The 16,878-nt window shown below is 59.7% G+C and carries 18 protein-coding genes, 1 tRNA gene, 2 rRNA genes and 2 pseudogenes (1 of these 23 cut by a window edge); 1 reads left to right on the top strand and 22 read right to left on the bottom strand.

Annotation, left to right across the window (positions count from 1 at the left end; translation table 11 throughout):
• Positions 1-7 precede the first annotated feature (7 nt).
• The 16 genes from ACYQ1P_RS16880 to nifH all read right to left on the bottom strand — a co-directional run bounded on the left by ACYQ1P_RS16880 (position 8) and on the right by nifH (position 11,908).
• Complete coding sequence (locus tag ACYQ1P_RS16880; RefSeq protein ID WP_460021517.1) at positions 8-430, bottom strand: hypothetical protein; 423 nt, start codon at positions 428-430, stop codon at positions 8-10.
• The gene (locus ACYQ1P_RS16885; RefSeq protein ID WP_460021518.1) at positions 430-756 is read right to left on the bottom strand and encodes a (2Fe-2S) ferredoxin domain-containing protein; all 327 of its coding nucleotides are present in this window, start codon (positions 754-756) and stop codon (positions 430-432) included. The genes ACYQ1P_RS16880 and ACYQ1P_RS16885 overlap by 1 nt, the downstream gene beginning before the upstream one ends.
• A gap of 52 nt (positions 757-808) precedes the next feature.
• Complete coding sequence (locus tag ACYQ1P_RS16890; RefSeq protein WP_460021519.1) at positions 809-1,183, bottom strand: nif-specific ferredoxin III; 375 nt, start codon at positions 1,181-1,183, stop codon at positions 809-811.
• 13 nt (positions 1,184-1,196) lie between these two features.
• A complete protein-coding gene (locus ACYQ1P_RS16895; protein ID WP_460021520.1) occupies positions 1,197-1,406 on the bottom strand; it encodes a CCE_0567 family metalloprotein in 210 nt (69 codons plus the stop codon).
• A gap of 12 nt (positions 1,407-1,418) precedes the next feature.
• Positions 1,419-1,889 (bottom strand): NifX-associated nitrogen fixation protein, encoded by a 471-nt coding sequence (locus ACYQ1P_RS16900; protein ID WP_460021521.1) that lies wholly within the window; start codon positions 1,887-1,889, stop codon positions 1,419-1,421.
• Between the two features lie 24 nt (positions 1,890-1,913).
• The gene (locus tag ACYQ1P_RS16905; RefSeq protein ID WP_460021522.1) at positions 1,914-2,393 is read right to left on the bottom strand and encodes a NifB/NifX family molybdenum-iron cluster-binding protein; all 480 of its coding nucleotides are present in this window, start codon (positions 2,391-2,393) and stop codon (positions 1,914-1,916) included.
• Positions 2,350-3,750 (bottom strand): nitrogenase iron-molybdenum cofactor biosynthesis protein NifN, encoded by a 1,401-nt coding sequence (gene nifN / locus ACYQ1P_RS16910; RefSeq protein ID WP_460021523.1) that lies wholly within the window; start codon positions 3,748-3,750, stop codon positions 2,350-2,352. The genes ACYQ1P_RS16905 and nifN overlap by 44 nt, the downstream gene beginning before the upstream one ends.
• A gap of 3 nt (positions 3,751-3,753) precedes the next feature.
• The gene (nifE, locus tag ACYQ1P_RS16915; protein WP_460021524.1) at positions 3,754-5,133 is read right to left on the bottom strand and encodes a nitrogenase iron-molybdenum cofactor biosynthesis protein NifE; all 1,380 of its coding nucleotides are present in this window, start codon (positions 5,131-5,133) and stop codon (positions 3,754-3,756) included.
• Positions 5,134-5,252: 119 nt separating this feature from the next.
• Positions 5,253-6,194: a hypothetical protein gene (locus ACYQ1P_RS16920; RefSeq protein ID WP_460021525.1), complete on the bottom strand. Its 942-nt coding sequence runs from the start codon at positions 6,192-6,194 to the stop codon at positions 5,253-5,255.
• A 2-nt stretch (positions 6,195-6,196) separates the two neighbouring features.
• The gene (locus ACYQ1P_RS16925; RefSeq protein ID WP_460021526.1) at positions 6,197-6,463 is read right to left on the bottom strand and encodes a DUF6129 family protein; all 267 of its coding nucleotides are present in this window, start codon (positions 6,461-6,463) and stop codon (positions 6,197-6,199) included.
• The gene (locus tag ACYQ1P_RS16930) at positions 6,463-7,164 is read right to left on the bottom strand and encodes a dinitrogenase iron-molybdenum cofactor biosynthesis protein (RefSeq protein ID WP_460021527.1); all 702 of its coding nucleotides are present in this window, start codon (positions 7,162-7,164) and stop codon (positions 6,463-6,465) included. The genes ACYQ1P_RS16925 and ACYQ1P_RS16930 overlap by 1 nt, the downstream gene beginning before the upstream one ends.
• A gap of 146 nt (positions 7,165-7,310) precedes the next feature.
• Complete coding sequence (locus ACYQ1P_RS16935) at positions 7,311-7,508, bottom strand: 4Fe-4S binding protein (protein ID WP_460021528.1); 198 nt, start codon at positions 7,506-7,508, stop codon at positions 7,311-7,313.
• A gap of 27 nt (positions 7,509-7,535) precedes the next feature.
• Positions 7,536-7,748, bottom strand: a complete 213-nt coding sequence (gene nifT / locus ACYQ1P_RS16940) for a putative nitrogen fixation protein NifT (protein WP_460021529.1) — start codon at positions 7,746-7,748, stop codon at positions 7,536-7,538.
• A gap of 74 nt (positions 7,749-7,822) precedes the next feature.
• The gene (gene nifK / locus ACYQ1P_RS16945) at positions 7,823-9,394 is read right to left on the bottom strand and encodes a nitrogenase molybdenum-iron protein subunit beta (RefSeq protein ID WP_460021530.1); all 1,572 of its coding nucleotides are present in this window, start codon (positions 9,392-9,394) and stop codon (positions 7,823-7,825) included.
• 64 nt (positions 9,395-9,458) lie between these two features.
• The gene (nifD, locus tag ACYQ1P_RS16950) at positions 9,459-10,943 is read right to left on the bottom strand and encodes a nitrogenase molybdenum-iron protein alpha chain (protein WP_460021531.1); all 1,485 of its coding nucleotides are present in this window, start codon (positions 10,941-10,943) and stop codon (positions 9,459-9,461) included.
• 80 nt (positions 10,944-11,023) lie between these two features.
• Complete coding sequence (nifH, locus tag ACYQ1P_RS16955; protein WP_460021532.1) at positions 11,024-11,908, bottom strand: nitrogenase iron protein; 885 nt, start codon at positions 11,906-11,908, stop codon at positions 11,024-11,026.
• Between the two features lie 191 nt (positions 11,909-12,099).
• Here nifH and ACYQ1P_RS16960 point away from each other — a divergent pair.
• A pseudogene (locus ACYQ1P_RS16960) lies at positions 12,100-12,246 on the top strand (NAD(+)--dinitrogen-reductase ADP-D-ribosyltransferase); the annotation flags it as partial.
• A gap of 52 nt (positions 12,247-12,298) precedes the next feature.
• Here ACYQ1P_RS16960 and tnpC read toward each other — a convergent pair.
• The 6 genes and pseudogenes from tnpC to ACYQ1P_RS16990 form a co-directional block, all read right to left on the bottom strand.
• A pseudogene (gene tnpC, locus ACYQ1P_RS16965) lies at positions 12,299-13,603 on the bottom strand (IS66 family transposase); the annotation flags it as partial.
• A 57-nt stretch (positions 13,604-13,660) separates the two neighbouring features.
• The gene (gene tnpB, locus ACYQ1P_RS16970) at positions 13,661-14,011 is read right to left on the bottom strand and encodes an IS66 family insertion sequence element accessory protein TnpB (RefSeq protein ID WP_460019126.1); all 351 of its coding nucleotides are present in this window, start codon (positions 14,009-14,011) and stop codon (positions 13,661-13,663) included.
• On the bottom strand, positions 14,008-14,430 hold the full coding sequence (gene tnpA / locus ACYQ1P_RS16975; protein WP_460019129.1) for an IS66-like element accessory protein TnpA: 423 nt from the start codon (positions 14,428-14,430) through the stop codon (positions 14,008-14,010). Before tnpA ends, tnpB begins: the two co-directional genes overlap by 4 nt.
• 199 nt (positions 14,431-14,629) lie before the next feature.
• Positions 14,630-14,706, bottom strand: a tRNA-Met gene (locus tag ACYQ1P_RS16980).
• A gap of 104 nt (positions 14,707-14,810) precedes the next feature.
• Positions 14,811-14,925: ribosomal RNA gene (gene rrf / locus ACYQ1P_RS16985) — 5S ribosomal RNA — on the bottom strand.
• 145 nt (positions 14,926-15,070) lie between these two features.
• Positions 15,071-16,878: ribosomal RNA gene (locus tag ACYQ1P_RS16990) — 23S ribosomal RNA — on the bottom strand; it runs 937 nt beyond the window's last position.

Genomic DNA, 16,878 nt, shown 5'->3' on the forward strand with positions numbered 1-16,878 from the left:
TGCGTCCTCAGCCCACGGCGCGTTCGAAAACCAGGCGGAGAAGTTCCAACTCCACCGACGGCAGGCCGCGCGCCTGGGCCAGTTCGATGAACTTGGCTCCGGCCTGTTCCGCCGCGTCAAAGGGCGGGTCCAGGGTGGTGAAAGCGGCGGCATAGACGGTCACCGCTCCGCCCGCCACATCGACCCGAGCCAACGGCGTGCCCTCGACTTCCAAGTCGTCCGTCGTCAGCCCGAGAGCGCGCAGAATGGAGGATTTCAGCGGCGCGGGATGGGCGACGATAGCCGGATCGCCGCTATCGGCGATAACCTCATCGACCAATTGCGCCGGGCTGGCCAGGGGCTCCGGCCCGCAGATGCTGCCGCTGGCATAGCGCAGAAACCTCATCCGGGCGCTGGTTGCCTGTTTATGGTAGGCGATGAGATGGGCCATCAGCCCCAGATATCCGCTGGCATCCGCAACCGTTCCACCGGCTTGTCCTGCAACAGATGTTCATCGAAAATGGCCGCCACGTCGTCCTTGGAGACCCGGCCATACATGATGCCTTCCGGATAGACCAAGACGGTGGCCCCTGCGGGACACGGTCCCATGCATCCGGTGGCCGTGACCTGGATCTTCTCGAACAGGTCGCGATTTTGCAGTTGCTGGAGGAACTCCTCCATGACCTCGGTGCAGCCCTGCTGGGTGCAGGAGCCGCGCGGATGGCCCTGTGGCCTGTTCTGGGTACAGACGAAAACGTGCTTTTCGGGTTTGGGCATCTTCAGGATCTCCAAGACGTGTCGGGTAGGCGAGCCGCGCCCTTCGACAGGCTCAGGCCGCCGCGGCCGGTTCGTGGGTCATGCAGTCTTTCGGGCAGACCCGGGAACAGGCCTCACAGCCGATGCAATCCATGCTGTTTTTCAACGACATGACCATGGCCGCCTCGTCGGAGAACCCATCGTCGTCATCGTCATCGCCGTACATGTCGTCGTCATCGTCATCGCCGTACATGTCGTCGTCATCGTCATCGAAATCGTCGTCCGCCTCCAGGGCCATGTCCTCGCCCCGCTCGATCAGCTCGAACACGTCGCGCGGGCAGACCTTGAAACAACGGCCACAACCGATGCAGTGCTTCTGGTCCAGTGCGGTCACGAAGGCCGGGGTCCATTCGACGCCGCCCCGGGTCAGTCCGGTAATGGTGCTCATTGTGGTCTTCTCCTTATTTGTCCTGCGCCGCTTCCAGGGCCTTGGTGGCGTCTTCCCAAGCCTTGCAGGCATCGAAACAGGCCTGAGAAATTCCGGGGATTTCGGCATAACCGGCAGGCAGACGATCCTCCACCAGATCATGCAATTCGCCCGCTTTCTCGGTGGCGATGCGCTTGGCCTTCTTGACAGCCTTTTCCAGGGCTTTCAATTCGTCATCGGTCATCCATCCATCTCCTCACAGATCCGCCGCTTCGGGATACTTGCCAATGATCTCCAGGGCCACGGACAGCAGCTTGTCCGCCTCGTCCTTCATTTTGCCAAGGGTCGGGAAGCCGAAGCGATGCACGTCGCGCAGGGTGCGGTCCATGACCACCAGTTTGCCGACGGTGATGATCGCCCGACCGAAACCCTCGTGGGACAGGTGCACCATGGGCACGGCCATTTTGCCGCACTCGCGCTCGATCATTGAGGCGATGGCATTGTAGAACGCCTTCACCCGGGCAATGATAATATCGTCGGGATCGCCAACGATGGGGATCTCCCGCCGCCGCTCCTTGGTCATCATGTAGGGGTCGAGGATTTTTTCCGGAGCCCAGCCTTCATAGGTGCCGTAGCTGTCGATGGCATTCATCTGACGCAGCATCTCGGTGGCAAATTCGGTCTTCAGAACCGGGTCGGTATGGGCAATCACCAATTCGGTGGTCATGACATCATCTCCGTTTTGAGGTCGTTATTCGTCCCAGCCGTCGGCCGCCATGGCTGCGAAACGGTCCGGGTCCTTCTGTCTCTCGATGGCGCGGGCCAGCCAGTTGCGGGGGCCTTCGCGCAATTCGTCACGCAGGGCCTGCAACATCTCGCCGATGGGCGTGCCGTTGGATACCTTCACCGGCTGCACGCCGAGGCTGCGCAACTGATTGATCGCCGAGGCGCCGATGGCTTGCACATAAACGGCGGCACAATCCTCCAGGGCTTCCATTTTGGCGATCAGCTTGTTTTCATTGCCGTCCTGATCCAGATGGCCGAACTGCACCACGTCGATCATGCGCGAGGTTTCCATATCGACCCCATAGACGACGAAGCACTCGGCGGACCCGAAATGCTGGTCCACATGCTTCATGTCGGACGAGGCGAAAGCCACCTTGAGGGCGCTGTCCATCCATCCGTCCTTAATGTGGCCGTCCAGGATTCTCAGATGCCGAACCAGGGGCATGGACGTTCTCCTGTGCATAAATGGAACGATGGGGGGCCACATGTCCCGGCTCCCGGGACAGCAGCAGGTTGGCGATATCAAATAAACTCTGCCGAATGCCCGGATAGCCGATCCAAGTCCGGGCGAAGCCGCCGATCCAGTCGTATTGCGGAAATCCGGCCCGCAGCAGCGGCCGGTTCAGCCGCTCGGCGGTGGCCACTGTATGGGAATTGCCGATGATCAATTCAGCACCCTGCTCCAGGGCCAGATTATGCAGATCTTCCAGATCACCGATTTTCACCATGGCCGTTGGAATACGGGCGAACACCGGGGCATTGGTCGGCGACACCGCAGCCACCACCTCCGCCCCCATGGACGTCAGCAAATGGGCAAAGCCATTCAGCAGGTCCGGATCTCCGGCCACGGCGATTTTCGAGAAGCCGATGGAGAAATGGCAATCCAGCATGGCGTCCTGAAGCCTTGAGCGCTGGCGGTCGATGCGCACCGGCACGTCGCGTCCGGCAATCTCGCCCAGGGTCATCACCAGACGGTCCATTTCGGCCAATGTCATCAGATGATCGAAGCGGTGGTCGGGCACCCCGGTCCGCGCCGCCAGCACATCGGCCGGTTTGGACAGGGACGCACCGACGACGATGGTCGCCGCCGCCTCGCCCAGGGTCCGCAGATCATCCATCGGCGTGCCGCCGGTGGTCAGCGGATTGAAATCGTTCTCGGGCAGGTGGCCGTCCAGGGAATCCGACAGATCGGGCACCACCACCGGCCGCAGATCGAAGGCCTCGACCAGAACCTTGAGTTCCTCCACATCGCCCGGGGTCAGGGTCGCATTGACCAACAGATTGACCTGTCGCGGACGACGCCCGACCAGGCCTTGCGGTTGGGCGGGCAGCACGGCCTCGAACAACGCACTCAGAGCCGCAGCAAACCCGGTTTCCAGGCAGCCGGTGAAGTCGGGGGTGGAAACGGGCACCACCACCACATCGGCATATTCGGGATATTTGTCACGGAAGGTCCGCACCGCCAGGGTGACATCGGTGCCCTCGGTTTCCACCAAGCCGGTGGTCGGCAGGCCGATAATCGCCGGACGGGAATTCTCGCAGATGGTTTTTAGCCCTTCGACCACCGAGTCATCGGTCCCCATGACGGCGCTGATCTGGTCAATGGCCGTGGTCTGCAAAGGAATGGGCTCGCGGAAATGACGCACAAAAAACACCTTGCCGAAAGCAGTACAGCCCTGAGAACCATGCAGCATGGGCAGGCTGCGCGCCAGACCCAGAAAGGCCAGGGCTGCGCCGATGGTCTGGCTGCTTTTCAGCGGATTGACCGACAGGGCTTTTTTGCGTTTGACGATCTCGGCCATGGGTCAGACCTCCTTGCGGACATGCCAGGGGGCCGGGTCGCGGGCCGCCTGCCAGACCGGGCTTTCCAATGTGAGGGCGATCTGTCGCGCCAATTCGACCATGCCCACATAGCCGGCATAGGCGAATTCCCGTTCCTGATTGATATCCAGAAACGGCAGCCGGGCCTTCAGCGCCGTGTACATGTTGCGGCCCCCGGCGATCAGCACATCGACCTTCTGCGCGGCGCAGATATCGAGCAGCTTGCGCGGGTTGCCGTCCTCGATCATCACCGCATCGCGGCCCATCAGATCGCGGATGCGCGCTTTGTCTTCCTCAGTGGATTTTTTGGTGCCGGTGGCCACCACATCCATCCCCAGATCCTGCAAGGCGGCAACCACCGACCAGGACTTGACGCCGCCCGTATAGAGCAACACCCGCTTGCCGCGCAGCCGGTCGCGCCAGGGGGCCAAGGCCAAATCCAGCTTGGCTTCCTCGCGGGCAATGAGCTTTTCGGTCCGCTCGGTCAGTTCCGCATCGCCGATCAGCCGGGCGAAATCGCGCAGCGACCGCGACACGTCCGAGGCCCCGTAGAAGGAACCCTCGAACCAGGGGGTGCCATACTTGTCCTTGAGCTTGCGGGCCACATTGATCATCGCCTTGGAGCAGACCATCATGGTCGCCTCGGACCGGTGCATGGTCTGCACGTCGGAGAAATGCGAATTGCCCGACAGGGTACCCAGAATGCGCAGCCCCAGTTCATCGAGCAGCGGCGTCACATGCCACAATTCCCCGGCGATGTTGAACTCGCCGACCAGGGCGATGTCGTGCACCCTTTTGCCGTCCGGAGAGACCGCCGGAGCCGGTTCGCGGGTGCCGATGACATATTTCACCATGGCTTCCCCGGCGATCCGGTTGCCGAGATTTTTGGTGCCGTAAAAACCGGCGGCATCAATGGGCACCACCGGGGTGCCGAATTTTTCCTCGGCGGCGGCACAGACGGCCAGCACATCGTCACCGATCAGCGCCGGTACACAGGTATTGTAGACGAACACCGCCGCCGGAGACTGAGTCTCGACGGCCTGCTTGATGGCATGAAACAGCCGCTTTTCGCCGCGCCCCATGATCACATCCTGTTCAGTCAGGTCGGTGGTCATGCCGATTTTGTAGAGCGTCGAGCCCGAAGAGCGGGTACCCCGGTTATCCCAGGACGATCCGGCACAGGCGATGGGGCCATGAACGATATGGGCCACGTCGGCAATGGGCAACAGGGCGATCTGCGCCCCGTCGAAGGAACAGCCGCCGGCGGTAGCCCCGGGTTTGAGCCGTGCGCAGCCGGATTTTTCCTTGGTGTTATGGGAACAGGCCGGTTCGTCCAGCAGCTCCGCGATATCCTTGGCCTTCATGTCGTCTCCTGACGCAGCTTGCAGTCACAAGCAGGACTTCGCAAACCCCGTGCCATCACTCAACTGTTTGATATATATTAAAAAAGGCGCGACAACCCTTGTCGGATTCCCGACAAACATCACAATTGATAGGGCTCCTTGCCCCACTTGCGAAGAATGGCCAGATCCTTGGCGGGCAGATAGGCATAGGCCCCCATCAGATCATCCAGGGCGGCTTCGGCGATTATGTGCGACACGCCGCAGCCGGTCACCATGTGGAAGTACCAGGCCATGGGATAGTCGGACGCACGGTCGAAGGCATGGATCAACCGCGCCAGATCCGAGCCGCGACCATGGATCTTGCCGTCGAGCTTGTTTCCCGGTTGCCGTTGCGGTCGAGGCTTGACATAAAAGCGCGGTTCGCCGAAACGGTCCGTATAGGGCACCATGGTGAACACCCAATGTTCATGCAGGCGCACCGCCTGAGCGGCGGAACTGGCGATCCATTCGCCGAGAAACCGGCGAAAAAAGGCGTCACCGCAAAATTTTGAGTCGGGACTTTCCAGACAGGGTGAAAAGTCGGTGGCCCGCCGCAATTCATAACGCGGCCCGCCACAGGGCTCGCCCGTCAGGCGCGGCGCGTCCATGGGATCGACCAGATCCTCAATGTCGTCCGGCAGGAAATCCGGATCGAGCAGCGGCCGGTCGGTCATCTCCTGGATTTCCTCCACCTCCACCTGAATGAAATCCATCGGACCGTCGCCGGTGGCGGCCATCAGGTAATGGGTGCGGCCTTGCAGGCGGGTGGCCACATAGCCTTCCCCCAGATATTCGGCGGCGATTTCCGTCACGTCGCCGTCACAGGTGCTTTCCGCCCAGTCGCGCAGGTTGTGGGCAATCCGGCTGCCATCGGCGACCAGAATACCGCCGGTGCGATACCAGCCATCGCGGGTGACCGCCAGTTCGAAGGCCACCCCGGGGATCGCCCGGGCGACGGATTCCAACAGCGCCTTGTGCTTCGGACTCGGCAGGACGCGAGTCACCGCCTGGGCAATTTGCGCGTCGTCAAGCGGCGGGGCCATGCTCAGACCTCCACCTCGGCAATCACCAGACCGGTGGCAATTTCTCTGTCGGGGGTGAGCCGCAGGCAATGGTCGCTGCTATCGACCAGATAGACATTAAAGTCCGGCGTTTCCCGCACCGGACGGGCGTTTTCGCCGATATCGTCGTCCATGCAATGGGTCACATGGATGCCGCCGACCTGGGCCCGCAGGTCGCTGATTTTGGTCGCGTCGATACCGTTTCGGGCCACGAAATTGATAACCTGATCAATCACATCATCGGTAATCATCACTCCTCCTCCATGGCAAAGCGAATGCGGGATTCCGGGGCATGGCCCATGACCTTGGCCAGCCACGGCGGCGGCGCATCGGACAGGATGGCACGCAGGCCGGCCGCCTGTTCGCGGGCGTTGCCGCCGGTGGGTTGCTTGATCGGATGGATGAACCGCTTGACCACCTTGGCCGCCGCCGGACCGCCGATGGAGACGATGAACAGCACCTGACAATCCCCGATCAGGGCGGCGCGGAACTCGTTCTTGTCGTCTGCCTCAGACTCACCGCTGACCGAGCGCACATCGATCAGCCGGGTCTCGTCGGAAGACACCTGGTAAATCAAGAAACGGGCGCAGGACCCGAAATGACCATCCAGGGCCTCGCCGGTATTCGACGCGCAGGCCACCCGGATGGACTGGGGCATATCGCCTTCCACATAAGGATCCAGGTCCGGCAGCAAGGGGTCCTGTTCGTCGGCCTTGCCCTTCAGCGCCCGCAACGCTGCTTCAAGGTCCGCTTTGGGGACGTCTTCCAGCAGACCGTCGAGAGCCGCCTTGAGATGTTTGGGGCGCAGCGCCTGAATGTCTTTTTCCTGCGGCGGCAGGCCGACCATGTCTTCGACCAGCGCCAGCATCTGTCCCGGCGTGCAGTCCGGCAGGCTGCGGGCCGCCAGTCCGATACGCAGCGCCATTTCGCGCCCGAGGGGGGAGTCCGCCATGATCGTCTCCTATTTCTCTGGCCCGTTGATTGCGTCAAACCGCATCCTTCGAGGCTCAGGTTGACAGCCCTCGTCCTGAGGTGCCCGCAAAGCGGACCTCGAAGGGCGAGGTGCCGGAGGCGGAGAATTCCGCCCCCGGCCCGGGTTCAGTCGACGAAGACGATGCAGTCGTCTTCCATGCAGACCTCGATGCATTTCGGCGAATCGGATTCACCTTCGCATTCGGTACAGGTATCTTCCTTCACGGCGAACAGGCCTTTGTGCGGATAGATGGAATTGGTCGGACAGACCGGTTCGCAATCGGCACAGGCGGTGCAGATATCAGCAACGATTTTGACGGCCATTTTCTGGACTCCTGATTTTACGAAAATTCACCCGCGCTTGAATCGCAAGGTGGTGGGAAAGCTGGGCGGCGGGCTGATCGGATCGACATACCATTTCGATCCATCGGCCAGTTCGACCATGCCGCCCCATGCCGTATCGTTGTCCGTTTCGACAGATACGACGGTTTCTTCCATATCCTTCTTGGCGACATAGAACGACAACGCGCCTTCGGGGGTTCGTCTGAGCATCACGCTGGGCATGACTCGACTCCTCTACTGGATCGCCGACCGACCCCGGCACCCCCTTTTGAAAAGAGGATACCGGGGCCTGGGTCTTAGCGGATCAGGTCGTAGTTGTAGTCGGTGGTGCCCATGCCGCGGGTCTCTTCGTCGAGACGCTCCAGCACTGCGTTCACCAGGGTGGTCAGCATCTGCATGGCCCCTTCGTAGCCGAGGGTGGTCGAGCGATGCAGGTGATGACGATCGAAGATCGGGAAGCCGATACGGATCAGCGGCACCTCGAACTCCTTGCCCTTGTAGAGCGTGTCACGCTGGATGAACTTGCCGTAGCTGTTGCCGATCATGAAGTCCGGCTTGTCGGTGAACATCAGCGACCGGAAGTGCCACAGGTCCTTGGAAATATGAACCGTGCTGTTCTGCCCGTAGGGGCTGTCGGCACAGATCTTTTCCACGGCCTTTTTCCAACGCTTGTTGGCATGATTGCACAGAATGTGGGTCGGTTCGGCACCCAGTTCCAGCAGGAACTTGACCATGCCAAGCACGAAGTCCGCATCACCGTAGAGACCGAATTTTTTGCCGTGCAGCCAGGCGTGGCTGTCGGTCATCATATCGACCAGACGACCGCGTTCCTTGGTCAGGCTGGCCGGGATCGGCTTGCCGGTCAGGGCGGAAACGGTCATCAGGAAGGCGTCGGTCGATTCCAATCCCATCGGAATGGCGATGTCGGTGGCCGGCTGGTGCCAGATATCCTTGACCGTCTTGCGGGTCTTGACCGACTGCCAGGGCTGCAACAGCAGGGTGTCGATGGCGTTCGGGGCATCCTTGACCTCGTCCAGGCTGGTGCCGCCTTCGTACATGCGGAACTCACCGTCAGCCGGGGTGTCGAGCACCTCGGAAGGATCGCACAGCAGGCTATAGTCGACGCCCATTTCCTGCATCATGCGATGCATCACCCGATAGTTGCCCAGATAGGTTTCGAAGCCCGGCACAATGTTGATCTTGCCGTTGGAACCGACTTCCTTGTCGTCCATGAAGTTGAGGGTGAAGTACCGAATAATCCCCTCGAACATGTTGTCCCAGCCGGTGGTGTGGGACCCGACAAAAGACGGGGTATGGGCGAACGGCACCGGGAAGTCCGGGTCCACGTGGCCTTCCTTCTTCGAGTTGCCGATGAAGGCATTGAGGTCATCGCCGATGACTTCGGCCATGCAGGTGGTGGAGACCGCGATCATCTCGGGCTTGTACAACGCCTTGGCGTTGGCCAGGCCGTCGAACATGTTCTTCTGGCCGCCGAACACCGCCGCATCCTCGATCATCGAGTCCGACACGCAGGAGATCGGCTCCTTGAAATGACGGTTGAAGTAGGTGCGGAAGTAGGCGACGCAGCCCTGCGATCCATGCACATAGGGCAGGGTCTTTTCAAAACCCAGCGCACAGAGCACGGCACCCAGCGGCTGACAGGCCTTGGCGGGGTTGACGGTCAGGGCTTCGCGATTGAAGTTCAGCTCCTGATATTCCGCCGTGGTGGTCCACTGGAAGACCTCGTCGATCTTCTCCTGGGGGTGACGCTCTTCGTAGAGCTCACGCTTGGTGGCCAGGCTATCCTTGTATTCATCGCTGCGGAACAGCGGATAGCTCGGCTCGATCTTTTCGACGTTCTGACTCATTTTTCAATCTCCTCCCGCGCCACCCATCTGTGGACATACGGGTACGAGGTAAAACGATTGCTGGTTACTCGGCGGCACCGGCCACGACAGCCTTGTCGGCGTCGTCGATCAGCCAGGGAGCCTTGATCTTGTTCCAGCAGGGGTTGTTGAGGGTCATATCCATGTCCCGGGCGAAGATGGCGAAGCCGTCATAGCCGTGGTACGGACCGGAATAGTCCCAGGAATGCATCTGGCGGAAGGGGATGCCCATCTTCTGGAAGATGTACTTCTCCTTGATGCCCGACCCGATGAGGTCCGGCTTCACCTTCTTGACGAATTCCTCGAACTCGTACCCCGTCACATCATCATAGATCAGGGTCGCGTTGCCCATTTCCTTGGTGGTGCGGTCGTAGTCGTCGTTGTGACCGAACTCGTAGCCGGTCCCGACCACTTCCATGCCCAGATCCTCGTAGGCGCCGATCACGTGCCGGGGGCGCAGGCCGCCGACATAGAGCATGACCCGCTTGCCTTCGAGACGCGGACGATACTTGGCAATCACCGCCTCGTATTCGGCCCTGTAGCGTTCGATGACCCGCTCGGCACCTTCCTTGATCTTGTCGTCGAACAAAGCGGCGATCTTGCGCAGGGATTCGGCGATCTTGGTCGGGCCGAAGAAGTTATATTCCATCCATGGAATACCGTACTTTTCTTCCATGTGACGGGAGATGTAGTTCATCGACCGATAGCAATGCAGCAGATTGAGCTTGGCTTTCGGGGTGTTTTCCATCTCGGCCAGGGTGCCGTCGCCGGACCACTGGGCAATCACCCGCAGGCCCATCTCTTCGAGCAGGGTGCGCGAGGCCCAGGCGTCGCCGCCGATGTTGTAATCGCCGATGACGGTCACGTCATAGGGGGTGGATTCGAACGTGCTGTCGTTGTCCCGGTTGCCGAGCACCCAGTCGCGGACCGCATCGTTGGCGATATGGTGACCCAGGGACTGGGATACGCCCCGGAACCCTTCGCAACGCACCGGCACGACCGGCTTGTTGATTTCCTTGTTCTTCTTCTTCGAGACCGCCTCGATGTCGTCGCCGATGAGGCCGATGGGGCACTCGGACTGCACCGTGATGCCCTTGTTCAACGGAAACAGGGTTTCGATCTCGTCGATGATCTTGGCCAGCTTCTTGTCGCCGCCGAACACAATGTCCTTCTCCTGGAAATCCGAGGTGAAATTCATGGTGCCGAAAGTGTTGACGCCGGTGGTGCCGACATAATAGTTGCGGCGACCGGCACGGGAATACTGGCCGCAGCCGACCGGACCGTGGGAGATGTGGATCATGTCCTTGATCGGACCCCACACCACGCCCTTGGAACCGGCATAGGCACAGCCGCGGATGGTCATCACGCCCGGCTGGGACTTACGGTTGGAGGTGATGCAGGTCTTGGACTGCTCGACACTCTGGTCATTGACCGTCAAGTGCTTGGCCCGGTCCTTCTTGGCCTTCTCCGGATAGACTTCCAGCACCTCCTGGATGAGGGCTTCGGTCTGCTCTCGGGTTAAATTTGTCATTGCCTTTCTCCTGAATGGCTGAGTTTGGCGGGTTCCAAGGACCCCCGCCGACCGAAGCCGGCGGAGGGCAACAGAAAGGCTTAGGCCATGGCCGCTTCGGCGTCGGCGGTCTTGCCGACGATGCTTTCGTCTTCCTCGTCGAGGATTCCGAATTCCATCAGCAGTTCTTCCAGAGCATCCATGGTGATCGGGGTCGGGATGACGAACTTCGTGTTGTCGACGATCTTCTGCGCCAGGGAACGATACTCGTCCGCCTGTTTGGCCGACGGATCGTATTCGATGACCGTCATGCGGCGGATTTCGGCCCGCTGCACCACGTTGTCCCGGGGCACGAAATGGATCATCTGGGTGCCCAGCTTGTCGGCCAGGGCCATGATCAACTCGTCCTCGCGGTCGGTGTTGCGGGAGTTGCAGATCAGACCGGCCAGGCGCACGCTGCCGGAGTTGGCATACTTCACGATGCCCTTGGCGATGTTGTTGGCCGCGTACATGGCCATCATCTCACCGGAGCAGACGATGTAGATTTCCTGCGCCTTGTTTTCGCGAATGGGCATGGCGAAACCGCCGCACACCACGTCGCCCAGCACGTCATAGAACACGAAGTCCAATTCGTCGTCATAGGCCCCTTCTTCCTCCAGGAAGTTGATCGCCGTGATGACGCCGCGACCGGCGCAACCGACGCCTGGCTCCGGGCCGCCGGATTCGACGCATTTGATATCGCCGTAACCGACCTTGAGCACGTCTTCCAGCTCCAGATCCTCTACGGAACCCGCCTCGGCGGCCATTTCCATGATGGTGTTCTGGGCCTTGGCATGCAGGATCAAGCGAGTGGAGTCCGCCTTCGGATCGCAGCCAACGATCATGACCTTGTGGCCGAGCTCGGCCAGGGCGGAAACCAGATTCTGTGTGGTGGTGGATTTACCGATGCCACCCTTGCCGTAAATTGCACATTGACGAAGTGCCATGAAAGTTCTCCTTGCAGTATTCTTGTGACGGGTCGAAATGAAAAAAGCGTCCGACCAACCTTGAGCAAGGGTCGTGCCAGAATCTCAAAAGCGGCACAAAACATTGAAATGACGAGAAATATTCTTCAAATGCCGATTTGCTCTCCAGGTGCGATATGGTACAAAGCCCTAAATTTTGTGGGGATACCGACATGACTCCTACAGCCGCCCTGCCTGCGACGGCGCGGCTCCCGATCAATCGCTGCAATCTCCCGGCGACGGTTCTCGGGGGGCTGCATTTTCAGCGCCATCCGAGCCCGTTGCTCATTGACGGGGTAATGGAACTGCATGCCGCTCTGTTCGACATGCTGGCGGACATCGACACCGCCGCCGCCCGGGCCGAACGCTTTGTCGACTATCGGATAGGAACCGGCAGAGCCCTTCGAAGTGCTTGGCAATATACGTCAAGGCTTCGCCAAGCAGTGATTTTGCCGAGACCCGGCTGCGCTGTTCGGCGATCCAGGTTTCAAAGGCTTTGACCAAGGGTGCGGAGCGTTCCTGGCGAACGGCGAGCCGGTCTTCGGGCGACCGACCGCGGATTTCATCTTCGATTTTGTAGAGTGCCGCAATCTGTTTCAGGCCCTCCCCGGCGATGGGCGATGTTCCCGTTTTAACCAGTTTATAGAGTTTGCGCCGGGCGTGGGCCCAGCAATAGGCCAGCCAGATCGCCGGATCGAGCCGTCCGGGCTTGATCAACCGGTTATAGCCGGTATAGCCGTCCACCTGGAGAATGCCGCCGAACCCGTCCAGGATATCCTCGGCATGTTTGCCACCGCGCCCCGGCGCATAGGTAAACACCACGCCAGGAGGATCGTCACCACCCCAAGGCCGATCATCACGGGCCAGGGCCCAGAAGTAACCGGTTTTGGTCTTGCCCCTTCCCGGGTCCAGGACCGGTGCCGGGGTTTCGTCCATGAACAGTTTTGTCGAACCCTTCAAGTCCGTCAGCAGAGCATCGACCACGGGTTTAAGAACGAAAGCCGCCTTGCCCACCCAGGCCGCCAGGGTCGAACGATCCAGATCGATCCCTTGCCGGGCATAAATCTGGGCCTGGCGATAGAGCGGCGCGTGATCCGCGTACTTGGAAACGATGACATGGGCCACCAGACTTTCCGTCGGCAACCCACCCTCGATCAGACGTGCCGGAGCGGGGGCCTGGACGATCCCTTCCTCGCAGACCCGGCAGGCATATTTGGGACGCCGGGTGATGATCACACGGAACTGCGCCGGAATGACATCGAGCCGTTCGGACACATCCTCGCCGATGACGTGGCGCTCGGTGCCGCAGCACGCGCAGGTCACATCATCGGGTTTGATGACTTCCTCAATCCGCTCCAGATGTTTGGGCAGATTGCCCCGATTGGTCTGGCGTGGTTTCTTCGTTGACTTTGATGAGGGCGTGTTCGAAGCCTCGCCCGCAGCCTGAACCTCGGCAATTCCGGTCTCGATATCCTCCAGCGCCAGTTCCAGTTGATCCCGGGCTATTCTTTCCGACTTGGCGCCGAACAGGGCATGTTTGAACGCCTTGACCAGCTTCTCCAGCCGCGTATTGATGACGTGCTGGGAACGGATGATGGCCTTCAAGGCCTCGACATCGTCGGGCAGGTCCGCTTCGGATAGGCCGCTTTCCGGCTCGCTTTCAGGCGCGTTCAACATGGCTGGAATCTAGCAGAAACCATGGCCTTATGCATTATAAAACATGCATTTTCTGGGTCAGGCCACCGTCGGCGAAGACCCTTCCAGGGGCCGAACCTTGCGCCAATCCAAGCCCGCAAAAAGGGCCTCGAATTGCACCGCAGACAGGGCCATCACCCCGTCTTTTATCCCGGGCCAGACAAAGGTTTGATCCTCAAGCCGCTTGTAGGTCATCACCAGGCCGCTGCCGTCGAAGTGGAGAAGTTTCAAACGGTCCGCCCGCTTGGCCCGGAACACGAAAACCATGCCGGTGAACGGATCGCGTCTCATGGCGTTGAAGACATAGGCCGCCAGCCCATCATGGCCTTTACGGAAGTCCACGGGACGGGTCGCCACCACGATCCGCACGCCCTCGGAAGAAAACATCATCGCTCCCGTCCCAAGGCTGTAACGATCTCCGCCAAGCGATCCGCCGAGGTCGAAGCGTCAATCCGGATCGTCACCGGGCCGACAATCATATCCAAAGTCGATGCCGGTTCCGGCGGGCTTTCTTCACGCACAATGACAGAGGCAAATGCCGGGGTGAGTGCAGGCGCCACCATGGCCATATCACCTTCGGCCGCCGGCAGAACCAGACGACCCTCCCGCGCCCGCCGCCGCCAATCCGAAAGGTGATTGGCTCTCAGACCATGGCGTTTGGCAACGCCATTTACGCTCGCGCCAGAAACCAAGGTCTGTGCAACAATCCGTGCCTTCACGTCGTCGGGCCACCGGCGCCGACCACCCGGCTCCGTAACAAACTGAGAAACGACAGTGGACTCCGTATGTAGCGCCGAACCTTCCGGCATAGAAAACCTCCCTCGAAAAATACGAGGCAAGATTATCGCCGCTTCTCATTGGAAAAAATAGGTGGGGTCAAAATGGCGCTTACGGAGATAGCAGAATTGACCGTTTCAAAAATTCCGATTGAATTCCGAACCGGCATTTCTGGAATTCTTGCGCAGCATCAAAAAAGCCCTTAACTCATTGAGTTAAGGGCCTATAATTTGGTTGCGGGGAGAGGATTTGAACCTCTGACCTTCAGGTTATGAGCCTGACGAGCTACCGGGCTGCTCCACCCCGCGGTAAGGGGATCTGGGGACGTTATGAGACGGATTTTCTCTGGACGGCCCCGGGTGTTGGGGGGAGATGTGATGAGGTTGATTGTGTATTTGGCCCGCTTTGGAAGACCTGGCGGCGACCTACTCTCCCACGCCTTAAGACGCAGTACCATGGGCGCTGAGGGGTTTCACGGCCGAGTTCGGGATGGGATCGGGTGGGACACCCTCGCCAGAACCACCAGGTCATCCAAAGGGGGCCTTGTGATTTTGGGATGGTTTTAATGAGTGACTTTGATCAAGTGTTGTGTGACCTGATTTCCTTGTGTGCCGAGCTTATCCCTGCGCATGAGGAACAAGCGATCAGGAGGTTAATCCTGACGGCATGGGGGATTTCAAGCCTATCGAGCAATTAGTACCGGTTAGCTGCATGTGTTGCCACACTTCCACACCCGGCCTATCAACGTGGTGGTCTTCCACGGCTCTCAAGGGAAGTCTCGTTTTGAGGGGGGCTTCCCGCTTAGATGCTTTCAGCGGTTATCCTGTCCGAACTTAGCTACCCTGCGGTGCCACGGGCGTGACAACAGGTACACCAGAGGTTCGTCCACCCCGGTCCTCTCGTACTAGGGGCAGCTCCTCTCAAACTTCCAACACCCACGGCAGATAGGGACCGAACTGTCTCACGACGTTCTAAACCCAGCTCACGTACCACTTTAATCGGCGAACAGCCGAACCCTTGGGACCTGCTCCAGCCCCAGGATGTGATGAGCCGACATCGAGGTGCCAAACGATTCCGTCGATATGGACTCTTGGGAATCATCAGCCTGTTATCCCCGGCGTACCTTTTATCCGTTGAGCGATGGCCCTTCCACGCGGGGCCACCGGATCACTAAGGCCGACTTTCGTCTCTGCTCGATCTGTCGATCTCGCAGTCAGGCGGGCTTATGCCTTTGCACTCAACGACCGATTTCCGACCGGCCTGAGCCCACCTTCGCGCGCCTCCGTTACTCTTTGGGAGGCGACCGCCCCAGTCAAACTACCCACCACGCAGGGTCCCGGACCCGGTTTCACGGGCCGCGGTTAGATACCAGAGAACAAAAGGGTGGTATTTCAAGGATGGCTCCACGCCGACTAGCGCCTGCGCTTCAAAGCCTCCCACCTATCCTACACATTCATCCCCTAATACCACTGCGAAGCTGTAGTAAAGGTGCACGGGGTCTTTCCGTCTGACCGCGGGTACTCCGCATCTTCACGGAGAATTCAATTTCGCTGAGTCGATGTTGGAGACAGCGGGGAAGTCGTTACGCCATTCGTGCAGGTCGGAACTTACCCGACAAGGAATTTCGCTACCTTAGGACCGTTATAGTTACGGCCGCCGTTTACCGGGGCTTCAATTCAGAGCTTGCACCCCTCCTTTTAACCTTCCGGCACCGGGCAGGCGTCAGACCCTATACGTCGTCTTACGACTTCGCAGAGCCCTGTGTTTTTAGTAAACAGTCGCCACCCCCTGGTCTGTGCCACCCCCATATGGTTGCCCACATGGAGGTCACCCTTATCCCGAAGTTACGGGTGTATTTTGCCGAGTTCCTTCAACATCGTTCTCTCAAGCGCCTTGGTATACTCTACCTGTCCACCTGTGTCGGTTTCGGGTACGGTCTTGCGGTGGGGTTATTTCCTGGAACACCTTCGATGCACCCACAATCCAATAAGCGGGCACAACACACGGTATTCGTCACCTCCACCAGGCCCAGGAATATTAACCTGGTTCCCATCGCCTACGGCTCTCGCCCTCGGCTTAGGGGCCGGCTCACCCTGCGCGGATTAGCCTTGCGCAGGAACCCTTGGACTTTCGGCGACAGTGTTTCTCACACTGTTTATCGCTACTCATGTCAGCATTCTCACTTCCGATACCTCCAGCGCACCTCGCGGTACACCTTCACAGGCCTACGGAACGCTCCGCTACCAGACAGATCAAAGATCTGAATCCGCAGCTTCGGTGCATGGCTTTAGCCCCGTTACATCTTCGGCGCAGGACGGCTTGTTTAGACCAGTGAGCTATTACGCTTTCTTTAAAGGATGGCTGCTTCTAAGCCAACCTCCTGGCTGTCTTGGCCTTCCCACATCCTTTCCCACTTAGCCATGACTTGGGGACCTTAGCTGGCGGTCTGGGCTGTTTCCCTTTCGACGACGGACCTTAGC

The sequence above is a fragment of the Magnetospira thiophila genome (genome assembly GCF_054657015.1).